The sequence below is a fragment of the Undibacterium sp. YM2 genome, assembly GCF_009937975.1.
In the GTDB taxonomy this organism is placed as follows: Bacteria; Pseudomonadota; Gammaproteobacteria; order Burkholderiales; family Burkholderiaceae_D; genus Undibacterium.
In genome coordinates this window covers 5,246,595-5,261,459 of record NZ_AP018441.1, presented here as the reverse complement: position 1 = coordinate 5,261,459, position 14,865 = coordinate 5,246,595, and the positions used below count along the sequence as shown (strand labels likewise).

General features: G+C 51.5%; 11 protein-coding genes. 7 read left to right on the top strand and 4 right to left on the bottom strand.

Going from position 1 to position 14,865, the window contains the following annotated elements; translation table 11 throughout:
- Window positions 1-542 precede the first annotated feature (542 nt).
- Window positions 543-974 (top strand): hypothetical protein, encoded by a 432-nt coding sequence (locus UNDYM_RS24075; RefSeq protein ID WP_162043384.1) that lies wholly within the window; start codon window positions 543-545, stop codon window positions 972-974.
- Between the two features lie 121 nt (window positions 975-1,095).
- On the opposite strand, the gene UNDYM_RS24070 is transcribed toward UNDYM_RS24075, so the two are convergent.
- Window positions 1,096-1,635, bottom strand: coding sequence for an acyloxyacyl hydrolase (locus UNDYM_RS24070; protein ID WP_162043383.1), 540 nt, complete (start codon window positions 1,633-1,635; stop codon window positions 1,096-1,098).
- Window positions 1,636-1,782: 147 nt separating this feature from the next.
- Here UNDYM_RS24070 and UNDYM_RS24065 point away from each other — a divergent pair, with 147 nt between their 5' ends.
- The 3 genes from UNDYM_RS24065 to UNDYM_RS24055 all read left to right on the top strand — a co-directional run bounded on the left by UNDYM_RS24065 (window position 1,783) and on the right by UNDYM_RS24055 (window position 6,950).
- Window positions 1,783-2,700, top strand: a complete 918-nt coding sequence (locus tag UNDYM_RS24065) for an NAD(P)-dependent oxidoreductase (protein ID WP_255456503.1) — start codon at window positions 1,783-1,785, stop codon at window positions 2,698-2,700.
- A 157-nt stretch (window positions 2,701-2,857) separates the two neighbouring features.
- Window positions 2,858-4,954, top strand: a complete 2,097-nt coding sequence (locus UNDYM_RS24060) for a molybdopterin-dependent oxidoreductase (RefSeq protein ID WP_162043382.1) — start codon at window positions 2,858-2,860, stop codon at window positions 4,952-4,954.
- Between the two features lie 319 nt (window positions 4,955-5,273).
- Complete coding sequence (locus tag UNDYM_RS24055; RefSeq protein ID WP_162043381.1) at window positions 5,274-6,950, top strand: long-chain fatty acid--CoA ligase; 1,677 nt, start codon at window positions 5,274-5,276, stop codon at window positions 6,948-6,950.
- A gap of 70 nt (window positions 6,951-7,020) precedes the next feature.
- On the opposite strand, the gene UNDYM_RS24050 is transcribed toward UNDYM_RS24055, so the two are convergent.
- Together UNDYM_RS24050 and UNDYM_RS24045 are read right to left on the bottom strand one after the other, a co-directional pair.
- Window positions 7,021-8,598 (bottom strand): alkaline phosphatase, encoded by a 1,578-nt coding sequence (locus tag UNDYM_RS24050; RefSeq protein ID WP_162043380.1) that lies wholly within the window; start codon window positions 8,596-8,598, stop codon window positions 7,021-7,023.
- An 8-nt stretch (window positions 8,599-8,606) separates the two neighbouring features.
- On the bottom strand, window positions 8,607-9,026 hold the full coding sequence (locus UNDYM_RS24045; RefSeq protein WP_162043379.1) for an acyl-CoA thioesterase: 420 nt from the start codon (window positions 9,024-9,026) through the stop codon (window positions 8,607-8,609).
- A gap of 218 nt (window positions 9,027-9,244) precedes the next feature.
- Here UNDYM_RS24045 and UNDYM_RS24040 point away from each other — a divergent pair, with 218 nt between their 5' ends.
- Window positions 9,245-10,825 carry a glycosyltransferase gene (locus UNDYM_RS24040; protein ID WP_162043378.1) on the top strand — a complete coding sequence of 527 codons (1,581 nt, stop codon included), beginning with the start codon at window positions 9,245-9,247 and terminating at the stop codon, window positions 10,823-10,825.
- Here UNDYM_RS24040 and UNDYM_RS24035 read toward each other — a convergent pair.
- A complete protein-coding gene (locus tag UNDYM_RS24035) occupies window positions 10,800-11,480 on the bottom strand; it encodes an acetyltransferase (RefSeq protein ID WP_162043377.1) in 681 nt (226 codons plus the stop codon). The genes UNDYM_RS24040 and UNDYM_RS24035 overlap by 26 nt on opposite strands.
- 273 nt (window positions 11,481-11,753) lie before the next feature.
- On the opposite strand from UNDYM_RS24035, the gene UNDYM_RS24030 reads away from it, so the two are divergent.
- Together UNDYM_RS24030 and UNDYM_RS24025 are read left to right on the top strand one after the other, a co-directional pair.
- On the top strand, window positions 11,754-13,631 hold the full coding sequence (locus UNDYM_RS24030; RefSeq protein ID WP_162043376.1) for an ABC transporter ATP-binding protein/permease: 1,878 nt from the start codon (window positions 11,754-11,756) through the stop codon (window positions 13,629-13,631).
- Between the two features lies 1 nt (window position 13,632).
- Entirely contained in the window at window positions 13,633-14,604 is a 972-nt protein-coding gene (locus UNDYM_RS24025; RefSeq protein ID WP_162043375.1) for a LysR family transcriptional regulator, read from the top strand.
- Window positions 14,605-14,865: the final 261 nt, after the last annotated feature.

Genomic DNA, 14,865 nt, shown 5'->3' with positions numbered 1-14,865 from the left:
TCAAGACCTCTCAACACAGAGACACTGAGACACAGAGGGGCACTGAGAAAGGCAAGAATAGAGAGAAATCTCTGCTTTTACTCTGTGTCTCTGCTTTTATATTTCATTCTTGGGACTATATAGCTCCCCTGACGCAGTAGGGTGCGCCGTGCGCACCACCGTCTGATCACTTATTCTCTCTCTGATCACCGGCACGGCTCACCAGCGAATGACATTGGGCTCCAGCCTGCGCTGGAGCGACGAATTTGAGGGCAACTCTCTTGCAACCTGAGTGGTTTGTTGTCAGCACCGGTGATGAAATTGCAGTTCAAGTCATTGTGTCGGAATACTTATATCTTTGTTCTCCCAAAAGCTTTAGCAAAATTCTTTGCACACGAATATCCATCTTCGGGATAATTGACCTCTAAATCGTCGCTCCTGTGCAGGCAGGAGCCCAGCGGCTTTCGTTGACAAACCAAGAGGCTTGCTTATCTCTTCACTCCTGTGAACTTCTATATACTCTTCAGCCAATACCACAGTTTACGCAACACCCAATAACGCCCATGATTAAGTGCAATCTATCCTTCATTTGCCCAAAGACCTGGGACGAGTTAACTCGAACAGAGGGGCACAAAACAAGATATTGCGACAGCTGCAATCAACAAGTGCATTGGGTTGATAAGCAGGAAGACTTTGATCGTGCTGCTGCAGAGGGCAAGTGTGTAGCATTTGAAAACCATGGAACTGCAACGGTAGGTTTTCCCGATGGAGTTGAGCAAGAATTTATTTTACGAATTGAGATGCAGGTTTTGTCAGCGAAGCAGCTCTATTTTCTAAAATATGAGCTGTACCAAACTTCTACATTCAGCGAAATCAAGCATTTGCATGCTGCCGGGTCATCTGAAATCGTAACGGATCCACGCAGCATACGTGAGTGGACTCAACGTTTGAACGAACTTAATATCAAGAATCAGATGATCGTCAATGACCTATAATCGGCGCAAATTGCCTTAAGGCTCGCCTGCACACTCTATGTTGAGAGGGTGTTGAGAAAAAGGCTGCATACAAGCAGCCTTTTGTTTTTTCTGAGCCATCTGCAGATGGGGGCTAAAAACCTTAAAACGCGTACCCAGCCTTCAGCACTGCAAAATTCACACCAGGATTTGGATGTTTAACGCCACCATTTGAATAATGCTGGATCTTGAAACTCAAATCCCAGCCGTCTTTGGTGACATAACCAACGCCGATATGGTCACCGAATTGGAAGTTGGTCGAAAAATGGCGATTGTTGTTGTCATAGATTTCTGACAGCATGTGCAAGCCTATGCCGGCTTCGCCATATACACCTTTTTTGCTATCATTTTGAAAGCGGAAGACGGGAGTAACGCCTATATCTGTCAGGTTTTGTGTGCCGCCCTTGCCTTCGAAATTACTGCCACGCCATTGCGCGAGGGTATAGTCCCAGTAGCCGCCAACGTGTGTGCCATTGGAGGAAAACCATTGGTTGGACCAGGCGGATTGCAGGCCAAGGCGCAGCATCTTGGTTTTATTTCCAGTGGCAAATTCCAGCGAAACAGTATCAATGGCGAATACGGATGAACTGGCGCACATGGCAGTGACGGCAACGGCGATTAAAGATGAGATACGCAGGCGCATAAAATGGGCTTTCAGGTGAAAATAAGGAATCAATGGGACATTAATATAAAACCGCAGCCCCTATTGTAGCAATGTCTTGCAATACGCTCCTAAGAGCTAGCGATTACAATTTAGTTCCGGTAATCATATCTGCATTAAAGGACCAGCGTGAAAACAGTTTCTGAAACAACTATCGCATTTTTAGGTACGGGTCTGATGGGCAAGCCCATGGCGCGCCGCTTGTTACTTGCAGGGTATCCAGTGAGAGTATGGAACCGTACCCGCGCAAAAGCGGAAGCGCTTACAGCAGATGGTGCCATCGTTGCAGATTCTGCCTTGCTGGCAGTCCAGCAATCCAGTGCGGATATTGTGATTACCATGCTGGAAGATGGTGACGCTGTGGCAGGTGTGATCGCACAAATCCTGCCAGCCTTGCACGCCGGGAGTATCGTCATCGATATGAGTTCCATACAGCAATCGCAGGCAAAAGCGCTGCATGCCTTGTTGCAAGCACAGGGTGTGCATTTTATTGATGCGCCGGTTTCTGGCGGTGTCATTGGTGCGGAAGCAGGTAGCCTGGCCATCATGGCGGGTGCGGAAGAAGCAGTTTATCCAGAGGCGGTACAGGTATTGTCTGCCATGGGCAAGCCACAACGCGTGGGTGACCCAGGAACAGGGCAACTGGCCAAACTCTGTAATCAACTGATAGTTGGCGCCACGATTAATATCGTGGCCGAGGCCTTATTGCTGGCACAGGCAGGTGGTGCTGATCCTGCTGCGGTTCGCCAGGCCTTGCGAGGTGGATTCGCCGAGAGCCGCATACTGGAAGTGCATGGCCAGCGTATGCTGGACAGAACCTTCATGCCTGGTGGCCAGGTAAAAAGCCAGGCCAAGGATATGGAAAATATCCTGATCGCCGCACAGCATGCGGGCGTTGATTTGCCCATCACCAAACTGGTGACGGATGTCTATCGCAGCTTGCTGCCCGTTTATCCGCATGCTGATCATTCTGCGGCTTTGCTGGCACTGGAACATAAGAACCCCGGCAAGCGTTTGAGTGACAAGCAGGATATATTGCCAGCGTAGTGGCATATTTGCTGATACACAGAAAAACAGCATTTGTGTATCGGTAGTCATAACAGACTCTGGAATATTATAGACGTAATGGATAGGTGCAATACTTGATGCAGTACCAAGTGAAGAAGCAACACAGTAGCAAGTAAATAATTGAACCAGGATTACTATGAGCAGCAATATCGTCAAAGCCGTATGCCCGCATGATTGCCCCGACACATGTGCCCTGCATGTGACTGTAGAAAACGGCATCGCCACCGCAGTCAAGGGTGACCCTGCACATCCGACAACGGCAGGGGTATTGTGTACCAAGGTATCGCGTTATACAGAACGTACGTACCATGCTGACCGTCTGCTTTATCCGCAAAAACGCATAGGCAAAAAAGGTGAGGGCAAGTTTGTCCGTATCACCTGGGAAGAAGCGATTGCGACCATTGCTGAAAAACTCAAGCCACTGGCTGCCAGCAATCCCTTATCCATCCTGCCCTACAGTTATGCTGGCACCATGGGCCTGGTGCAGGGCGAGAGTATGGCGATGCGCTTCTTCAACAAGATTGGTGCTTCATTTCTGGACCGCACGATATGTGCGACAGCGGGTGGTGTTGGCTATAAATATACGGTAGGTACGCGCCAGGGCGCTGACATAGAACATACCCAGAATGCCAAACTGATCATCATGTGGGGTGGCAATCCTATCGCGTCCAACCTGCATTTCTGGATGCGCGTGCAAGAAGCCAAGCGCAATGGTGCGAAGTTGATTGCGATTGACCCTTACCGTTCATTGACTGCAGAAAAATGCCATCAACATATCGCCCTGTTGCCGGGCACTGATTCTGCCTTGGCGCTCGGTCTCATGCATGTCCTGATACGTGAAGACTTGCTCGATCATGATTACATCGCGGAACATACACTGGGTTTTGAACAATTGCGTGAACGTGTCGCTGAATGGACGCCGGAGCGCGTTGCCGAAGTATGCGGTATCAGCGCTGATGAAGTTGTCCAACTCGCCAAAGAATACGGTGAATGCGGCAAGCGTGGTGAAGCCAGTATGATACGCATGAACTATGGCGTGCAAAGGGTGCATGGTGGCGGCATGGCAGTGCGCAATATCGCCTGCCTGCCTGCGCTGACAGGTGCATGGCGTCATGCTGCCGGTGGTACGCAATTGTCGATGTCTGATGCCTTCCCCAAAAATACTGCGGCCTTGCAAAGACCAGATTTATTCCCTGAAGGTTTCCCTCGCCGTACCATAAATATGAGCACCATAGGCGATGATTTACTGCGTGAAGCCTCAGCAGAGTTTGGTCCCAAAGTCGGGGCAGTGATCGTCTATAACTCCAACCCTGTTGCCATCGCGCCTGAGTCCTCCAAAGTCGCGCAGGCCTTTGCGCGTGAGGACCTGTTCACGGTCGTGCTGGAACACTTCCAGACTGATACGGCAGACTATGCAGACATATTATTGCCAGCAACGACGCAACTGGAACATACGGACATTCATAGCACCTATGGCCATCTGTACATGATGGCGAATAATCCTGCGATTACTCCTCTTGGTGAAGCCAAACCGAATACAGAGATTTTCCGTCTGATTGCCAGGGCCATGGGTTTTGAAGATGCCTGTTTTACAGACAGCGATGACGATATCGCTGCACTGGCCTTCAATAAAAATCATGCACATGCCGTGCACTTTGACTGGTCTTCATTAAAGAAAACCGGCTGGGCCAAACTGAAGGTGGCAGACGCGCCATTTGCCAATGGTGGCTTTGGCACACTCTCTGGCAAATGCGAGTTTTATAGCGAGACCATGAAACGCGATGGGCTGGACCCTCTGCCCGCTTACATCGCTCCCTATGAATCGGTGGTATCGAATGCAGCGCTGGCAGCACGATATCCGCTGGCCATGATTTCTCCTCCAGCGCGCAATTTTTTGAATTCCACCTTCGTCAATGTACAAAGCCTGCGTGATACCGAGGGTGAACCGCATCTGGACATACATCCGCGAGATGCTGGCAGCCGCGATATTGTGCACGGCGACAAGTTGAGGATATTCAATGACAGGGGCAGTTTTGAAGCCATCGCCCGCGTTACCGACAAAGCCAGGCCTGGCCTGGTGGTGGGCTTGTCCATCTGGTGGAAAAAACTTGCAGGCGATCACAAGAATGCCAACGAAGTCACCAGCCAGCGCCTGACGGACATGGGCGGCGGCCCTACTTTCTACGACTTGCTGGTACAAGTTGAGAAGTGCGCACAGACTACTGCTGCATAAATCAACATCGCTCTCATCGTGCATCACCAGCCTGTCATAACTGTGACAGGCTGGTATTGTTGCGCATCAAAAGCAGGCAAAATCTTCCAATGCAGATTTGTTGCACTGCGACATTTCCCTAGAGGATGCTTTCAAGTAGGCTTTAAATCGCTTGCTTTAGCCGAACTTAGCCGATAGCATCGAAACTAGGAAACCCATGCCTGCAAGGCTTGTCTTTGTGCAATTTCACCGTGCGTAGTGATATGCGCAAAGTGAGAGACCCAAAGCAAGATGCGCAAGGCAAAGGCATAAAACAACAATCACAGGAGACGGAGAAGATATGGATAAAATTTGGCTGAAAAACTATCCTGCAGGTGTACCGGCAGAAATTGATATCAACCAGTATCAATCCCTGGTGCAAATGCTGGACGAGTCATTTCAGAAGTATGCTGCACGTGATGCCTATGCCTGTATGGACAAGCGTATTACCTACGGCCAACTCGATACCATGTCCAGGCAACTGGCAGGCTGGTTGCAAAGCAAGGGCCTGAAGAAAGGCGCACGCGTTGCCATCATGATGCCAAATGTATTGCAATATCCTGTTGTCATGGCAGCGGTTCTGCGTGCTGGTTATACGGTGGTTAACGTCAACCCTTTGTACACGCCGCGCGAACTTGAGCACCAGCTCAAGGACTCTGGTGCAGAAGCCATCTTCATCCTCGAAAACTTTGCCACCACGTTGGAGCAAGTCCTCAGCAAGACTGCAATCAAGCATATCGTCGTTGCCAATATGGGCGAAATGCTGGGTGGCTTGAAAGGAACTATCGTCAATTTTGTCGTTCGCCATGTCAAAAAAATGGTACCGGCATTTTCTTTGCCTAACGCCATCCGTTTTAATAAAGTGATGTCCGAGGCTGCAGGTACCAGTTTCACACCTGTCACAACTACACATGATGATGTAGCTTTCCTGCAATATACCGGTGGTACTACCGGTGTCTCCAAAGGGGCGACGCTCACGCATAAAAATGTGGTTGCCAATATCCTGCAAAATGATGCATGGCTCTCGCCCAGCATGGCCGGTCATACTGACGAGCAGAAAGTCATTGTCTGTGCCTTGCCGCTGTACCACATCTTTGCGCTGACTGTCTGCAGCCTGCTTGGTACCCGCATCGGTGCCTTGAATTTGTTGATACCCAATCCGCGTGATATTCCCGGCTTCATCAAGGAGCTGGGTAAATACAGGGTGAATATTTTCCCTGCGGTGAATACTCTGTATAACGGCTTGCTGAACAATCCAGGTTTTGCCGCACTGGATTTCTCTGGCTATGAGATATGCAGTGGCGGTGGCATGGCTGTGCAAAAAGCAGTGGCTGACAAGTGGCTGAAGACCACTGGCTGCGCCATTGCCGAAGGTTATGGCCTGTCCGAGACTTCACCTGTAGCGACCGCCAACCCGGCTGATACCAAGGAATTCTCCGGCACCATAGGCATGCCTATTCCTTCTACAGAAATAGCCATCCTGGACGATGATGGCAATCCGGTTGCTTTGGGTGAGCGTGGTGAAATCGCCATCCGTGGACCGCAAGTCATGGCTGGTTACTGGAACCGTCCTGAAGAAACTGCCAAGGTCATGACGGCAGATGGCTTCTTCAAAACCGGTGACGTTGGCATCATGGATGAACGCGGTTATACCAAGATCGTCGATCGCAAGAAAGACATGATTCTGGTATCTGGTTTCAATGTCTATCCTAATGAAATTGAAGAAGTCATCGTCATGCATCCGGGCGTGCTGGAGTGTGCCTGCGTTGGTGTGCCGGATGAAAACTCTGGCGAGGCCGTGAAATTGTTTGTCGTGCGCAAAGATCCAGCATTGACAGTCGATCAGCTCATGGATTATTGCAAGGAACAATTCACTGGTTACAAGAAACCAAAGTACATCGAGTTCCGTACCGAGTTGCCTAAGACTAATGTGGGCAAGATTTTGCGTCGCGAATTGCGTGACGAGAAAAAAGCCTGAGCACCTCGCTCTTGACAATAAAAAAGGAAGGCATAGCCTTCCTTTTTTATTGCATGTCTGAACCTGGCGGCTAGGCGACGACCACACCCGTTCTGCCATCTTCAACAACAAAACTCCTGAGCGTGGAAATACCGGAATCTGCTTTCGCCACATCATCCAGCGCCAGGAAATGTGTCTGTATCCTGGTCGGTGAAAGATCAAGCAGCATGAATCCACGTTTATCACTGCGGCCATATTTGATATGCGGGTTTTGTGCTGCGTATTGCTCAGTGCGCTCTTGCGGGCGCGAGCTTGAGGTCACCGAAGTGCCACAGAATTCTGTCGCCAGTATGGGGTTGCTGGCCGATGCCTTGCTGTAAAAATCGCGCTTCAGATTAGCTGCATAAAAAGTGTGGACATCACCAGAGATCACGACAGGATTCGCAGGTTTGTGCTTTTGCAGGTCTTCCATCAGGCGTTGGCGGGCAAGGGGATAACCGTCCCAGCCATCGGTCCAGAATTTGCCATCACCTTCCTGATTGACGACAGTCTGGCTCGATTGCGCCATCAGTGTTTGCTGGGTCAGCATATTCCATTTCGCATTTGAACTGGCAAAGCCGCGCGCCAGCCATCTCTCCTGTTCCATGCCCAGCATCGTATGACTAGGGTCGAGTCGCTCACTGCATTCTGCATTGGTGACAGAATTCGAACCACCGCGGCCAGGCTTGGGGCAAACCTGGTGCGAGCGGTATTGCCTGCTGTCGAGTACATGGAAGCGCGCCAGCCTGCCCCAGTCATAACGCTCATAAATGCGCATATTGACGAAGTCGGTATGGCCAGCATGCAGACGTACCGGCATATGCTCATAAAATGCCTGGTAGGCAGCCGCACGGCGCAGCATGAAGTTCACGTCCAGACGTTCGTCCCTGTCATTGCCATAATCATTGGCGATCTCGTGATCGTCCCAGGTGACTATCCATGGTGCGGCATGATGGGCTGCCTGCAATTGTGGATCGGTCTTGTACTGCGCATAACGGGCACGGTAATCAGCCAGGCTGAAACTCTCTATCTCGCGGTTGCGCGGCTTGCCAGGGTGGCGCAAGTCATAAGGCCCCCACTCATAAATATAATCTCCCAGAAATGCCACCAGATCAGGATTGCTGGCAGCAATATGCCGGTGCGCCGCATATTCGCCAAACTCCCAGTGCTGGCAAGAGGCCACGGCCAGCCGCAGATTGACGTTCAATGCATCGGCCGCCGGTGCTGTATGGGTGCGGCCTACCGGGCTGACTGCATCGCCCAGCATGAAGCGGTACCAGTACCAGCGATTTGGCAGCAGGCCAGTGACATCCACATGCACGCTATGCGCGAGCTCAGGCAAGGCATGGGTTTCACCTTTGCCGGCAATGCGGTTGAATTGCTCGTCCTCGGCAATTTCCCAGCGCAGTTTATAGGGGATGGCGGGCAGGGCGGCTGCATTCAGCGGCTCAGGCAGCAGGCGTGTCCACAAGACGACGCTGTCATGCCGCGGCGAGCCTGAGGCTACACCAAGGCTGAAAGGATAAACACTGCTGCGCTCGGCGGCAAAGCCGGGAAAAGCCTGGGACAGTGCAGCAAAAGTAGTGAATTGCAGGGACTGCTGTAAAAACGAACGACGTGATAACTTCATACCAATGCTCAGCCCACCTTGGTGATTTCTTCCAGTGGAGGAATCTGGCGCGGTTTGCGGTCATTGCCTGTGGCAACATAAGTCAGGGTCGCTTCAGTGACCTTGACGGTCGAAGCCTGCAAACGGTTACGCTCGGCATATACTTCTACCGATACCGTGATCGAGGTATTGCCTACCTTGATGACTTCGGCATAAAACGACAACAGGTCGCCAACGAATACCGGTTGCTTGAACAGGAAAGAATTGACTGCGATGGTGGCAACACGGCCATTGGCACGGCGTGCCGCAGGGATGGCACCGGCAATATCGACCTGTGACATGATCCAGCCGCCAAATACGTCGCCATGCACATTGGCATCAGCGGGCATGGGCATGACCCTGAGGGTAGGCATGTGGGCTGGCAAGCCGTTGGAAATTTGTTCAGTCATAATAATTTTGCAGAATAGAATGAGTAGGATGAGTAGAAGGTGGTCAGGCAAATCTTAAACCAGATTTAATGCAGGCTGAGCAAAGCAAGTGGCTTGCCAGCGACTTACAGGGTGATATATTGTGAAGTTGATGACAATGTAGTAATTTCATGAGCCAGAATAGAGCAGACTGGCTGGTACGGCCGCTAATTTTGGTGGAAAAACATAAAGAACAGCCAATGGAAGCAAAACACGAAGAACTAAGACTGCTCGACGATGTGGTCTTGCGCACGGTAGCCAACCCCACAGCCAGCCATTGCTGGCATCAGATGGTCGATCTGATGCGCCGTCATGCTACTCCGGCGCTGACGCTGCAACTTGAGCAATTCCTGCTGGCGAATGTCGCTGCCAGTGGCTTGCCGGGGTTTTACCGTGCTACTTTTCTCGACATGCTCACCGGCAGGCCGGAATATTTGCAGCAGGCCGGGCAAATTGCCCTGAGCCTGCAACCCTTTGATGCCGACCGCATGGTCACGTTTTTGCAATATAGCTGGCAAAGAGTTTTGCTCGATATTCCTGGTCGCCAGGCTTTTCAGCAACGCCTGCAGGAACTGGCGCTGCCTGCGATTACCGCCAGTCTTAACTCTTGGATATGGCAGCAGGTGCAACCCGCGCAGGTGTTGAAGCTGCGTGTCATCAACGAAGTACGCAAGGTAGCCCTGATCGCACCCTTTGTCAGCAATATCAAGCACCCGCCTACCTTGATGGCCTTGCAGCAGGCAGAAAATCTGCGTCAGCTTGGTTATGAAGTCGTACTGTATTCAGCACAAGAAATGCTGGGGCCAGATTTCATGCATTATCTCGGCAGCCGTTCCTATACTCCGGAGCCGCAATTCGTGACTGGCGGATGGGATAAATACCTGGGGCAGGGCGGGCAAGTCATGACCGGTGATACGCGTTTCTCGCTGCTGCAAAGATGGAAAAGCCTGCTGGGTGCCATGGCGTCGTTTGACCCTGACCTGGTCATGTTTGTCGGTCTGTATGCAGGGCTGGCGGCGGCAGCTTATCCGGCACGTCCGGTACTCAGTCTGGGCATCAACTCCCTGTCGCCGATGTCACCCGCCGATGTATGGCTGACTGCGCAACAAGACTTGCACGGCTTGCAGGCTTCGCAATGGACCACGGCTTTTCCGGCCAGCCAGGCTTACCATCATTCTTACCGTGTACAAAGGCCTGAGATCCAGGGTAATCACACACGCGAATCTCTGGGACTGGCACAAGACAAATTGCTACTGGTCACGCTCGTCAATGAGAGCGAATCGAGGATACAGGGTGCATGGGCCAGGGCCATGCTGCAAGTATTGAATGAAAATCCCCACGTGCAGTGGCTGATCATAGGTGGCAGTGGTGCCATGCCAACTGCCTTGCAGGCGGTAAATAGTGAGCAGGTACGCTGTATCGCCTTTTGTACGGATGCCGTCAAATACCTGGCGTGCAGCGATATCTATATCAACCCACCCATGATGGGTGGCGGTTTTGCCGTCGCAGAAGCAATGGCGCTGGGCTTGCCAGCACTGAGTTTGCAGGGTTCGGACGGTGGTGACAAACTGGGTAATGCGGCACAGGCAAACTTGCAGGCATATTTCCAGACGCTGATGCAGTGGCTAAACAATCCTGATGCCAGAAAAACTGCTGGCCTCGCCATGCAAAAGCATTTTGATGATTACCTGGACTTGAGCAAGGCGGCCGCCAGTTTGCAGGGGGCTTGCGAACTGGCTTTACAGCGGTTTCATCTCAGGATGGCAGCACAGACTTCTTGAATCTGGCAGGGTTGCCGACCATTAGCGCACCCGCATCAACATCGCTGATCACGACAGCGCCAGCACCGATGAAGGCGTGTTCGCCTATGCGCAGGCGCTCTATGAGGGTCGCACCGATAGCGATGGTGACGCTATGCCCTATACGCGATAAACCACCGACATTGCTGCCTGGCTGTACCCGCGAAAAAGCACCAATATGGGTGTCATGCCCTATGGTGACACCGCGGTTCACAAAGACATGGCGACCCAGTACGGCACCGGGGCCTATCACGCTATTCGCACCAACAAATACACCAGGTGACAGTCTTGCCAATGGTGATACAAAGGCACGCGGGTGTAGCAGGGTATGGAAATCCAGGCCAGCATGACGCTGCAGTATTTCCTGCTCTAGCGCATTACGGGTGGGCGTTGTCGGCCCTAGCATATAAAGTTCATCATCGGCAGGGATGAAATCAGCCAGATTGATGACTTCAGGTGTCGAGCCATATTGTGCCCATCCTGCTATCCGGTCTTGCAGGGGGATATCACGCTCGCCGGGTGCTTCTGGCAAATGCAAAACAATTTTTGATACGGTGAGGCCATGGGCCAGGGCGCAATCAAACAAGTCAGACAAAATATTGCTGCTGCCAAAAATCACGAGTTTATTCTTGTTCATATTGTAGTTTTGTACTTTGTACGTGGGACATTTCCGCCACAGTATACCTGCGTGGTGGTGACGAAATGCAAATTGTACGATAGCCAGAGAGCGGTGGCCGATGAACATCTGATTTATGGCCTATAATTTTCCTTATGCAGTTTTTGCATGATGTGTCGTTCTCTCTGTCGCCTGCAGGATGCTGGGGCGATTTTGTTGAATTGCCAATTCACGTCAGTACTGGCCGTGTCAGTTCTGGCAAGCCCATTCAACCTTCATGCGGGTACATCTTTAATGCGACGCCGAGAATCCGTTCGTAATCCTTCTTCCTCTGCTCCGGTCAGCAATCCTGCCCAGCGCGGTGATTGGTCCACCGTCAAAACCCTGTTGCCATATCTGTGGGCCTACAAGTGGCGTGTTTTGCTGGCGCTGACTTTTCTGGTATCGGCCAAACTGGCCAATGTTGGTGTGCCACTGATCTTGAAAAAACTGGTTGATAGCATGACCATCAGCCCCGCCCATCCGGCTGCCGTCATGGTTCTGCCAGTGGCATTGCTGATCGCCTATGGTGCCCTGCGCTTATCGACAACCCTGTTCACAGAGTTGCGCGAGTTCGTGTTTGCCAAGGTCACGCAAAGGGCAGTGCGCACGATAGCCTTGCAAGTGTTCCGCCACCTGCATGCCCTGTCTTTGCGTTTTCACCTGAACCGGCAAACCGGTGGTGTTACGCGTGATATAGAACGTGGTACGCGGGCGATCTCTTCGCTGATTTCTTATGCCCTGTTCAGCATCGTTCCGACCTTGCTGGAAATTACCCTGGTCCTGATTTACCTGAGTACCCATTACGATAAATGGTTCAGTGTGATTACCGCGACGGCACTGGTAACCTATATCGTATTCACCATCGTTGTCACTGAATGGCGCACGCATTTTCGCCGTACCATGAATGAGCTTGATTCCAAGGCGCATACCAAGGCCATTGATTCGCTGCTCAACTATGAAACAGTGAAGTATTTTGGTAATGAAGAATATGAAGCCCAGCGTTATGACGTAGGCCTGAAAAGTTTTGAAACTGCTGCCGTCAAATCGCAAAGCAGTCTGTTCTTGCTGAACACAGGGCAATCGATGATCATCGCCACTGCCGTGACCCTGATACTGTGGCGCGCGACCCAAGGCGTCATTGATGGCACCATGAGTCTGGGTGACCTGGTGCTGGTGAATGCCTTCATGATACAGCTATATATTCCCTTGAATTTTCTCGGTGTCCTGTACCGTGAAATCAAGCAAAGCCTGGCCGACATGGAAAGGCTGTTTTCCTTGCTCGACCAGAACCGCGAAGTGGCTGACGATGCTGCTGCACAAGCGCTACAGGTACACCACAGAAATGGCGCAGAAATTCGTTTCCAGCATGTGAATTTCAGCTATGAAGAAAAGCGCCAGATTTTGTTTGATGTAGATTTTACGATTGCCCCCGGCACGACCACCGCGGTGGTTGGTCATAGCGGCTCTGGTAAATCAACTTTATCGCGTTTGCTGTTCCGTTTTTATGATATCCAGTCCGGCCATATTGCCATCGATGGACAGGATTTGCGCAACGTCACACAGGCTTCGGTCAGGGCGGCAATAGGTATAGTCCCGCAAGACACGGTGCTGTTCAATGACACCATAGAATACAACATCGCCTATGGCAAACCAGGGGCGAGTAAAGAAGAGATTATTGCGGTTGCCAAGGCTGCCTATATTCATGATTTTATCGAGTCGCTGCCCGACGGTTATGACAGCATGGTTGGCGAGCGTGGTTTGAAATTATCAGGCGGTGAAAAACAGCGCGTGGCGATTGCCCGCACCTTGCTGAAGAATCCGTCCATCCTGATTTTTGATGAGGCTACATCAGCACTTGATTCTCAGTCTGAGCAATTGATACAGGCACAATTGAAAGACATCGCGCGCAGCCGCACCAGTCTCGTCATCGCCCACAGATTATCGACGATTGTCGATGCACAGCAGATACTGGTCATGGATAAAGGCCATATCATAGAGCGTGGTACTCATCATGATTTGCTGGCTCTGCACGGTGCTTATGCGCGCATGTGGGAAAGGCAGCAAAGCAAGAAAAAAGATATGGCTGAAGATGATGACGAAGCCGATGAAATTGAACTCGTGAGCGCATAAAATGGAAACCAAGTGGCTGGAAGATTTCGTATCCCTGGCAGAGACCAACAGCTTTAGCCGTTCTGCAGAATTGCGCCATGTGACGCAACCGGCTTTTTCACGCCGCATACAATCGCTGGAAGCCTGGCTGGGCAGCGATCTGATAGACCGCACTTCCTACCCAACGCGTTTGACGCATGCGGGTGAAGTTTTTTATGAGCAGGCCATCGCCATGCTGGGGCAAATCAATAATGCCCGCGCGCTGTTGCGCGGCAAACGCACCACTACGCAAACCACGGTGGATTTTGCTGTCCCGCATACCTTGTCGCTGACCTACGTGCCGCGCTGGCTGACAGGCCTGGATCAGGCCTTTGGTGAAATCAACAGCCGCTTGCTGGCACTGAATGTGCATGATGCCGTCATGACCCTGGTGGAAGGTGGTTGTGATCTCATGCTTTGCTATCATCATCCGCGTCAGCCACTCTTGCTTGACAGCAGTCAGTACGACATGATCAGCATGGGTACAGAGACCGTGCGAGCCTACACGCGTTGCGACAAACATGGCGTGCCCGAATTGCGTTTGCCAGGGACAGAAAAAACACCATTGCCCTTTTTGGCCTATGCTAACAATGCCTATCTGGGGCGCATGGTAGATCTGATTTTGAATGACACCCGCCAGCCTTTGCATCTGGAAAAATGCTATGAAACCGATATGGCAGAGGGCCTGAAAATGATGGCGCTCGAAGGCCGTGGTGTGGCATTTCTACCAGAGTCTGCGGTGACTCGCGAAGTCAAGCAAAAGCAGCTGGCCCGCGCCGATGATGGCAGTGGTGCCTGGGAAGTGAATATGGAAATCCGCCTGTACCGTGAACGACCATCCATACAAAGACCTGGCAAGGCCATCGTTTCGCGTTTGTGGGAATATCTGGAACAATTGCAGACCGAGGGGAGTCAGGGTAAAAACCGGCAAGGAAAGAGCCGTCGCAGTAGTTGATCTTCTGTGCAGATTCTGCGCGGATTCTGCACGGATTTGCTAAATTGAAAACATCAAGAGAGGAGTGAGGTAGCGGGCCAGGGCATCAGGCCGAACATATCATAAGGCCACTACATGGTTATGCATTTCATGCATAGATACATGCAAACAAAGCATTGGCTGATCTCAAAGCGAAAAGACTACTATGCGTCTGCTTTCAGCGCGGGTGAAAGACCTGTCTGGAAATGCAAGATTTGCAAGTCAGTCTAAACCAAATTCAAG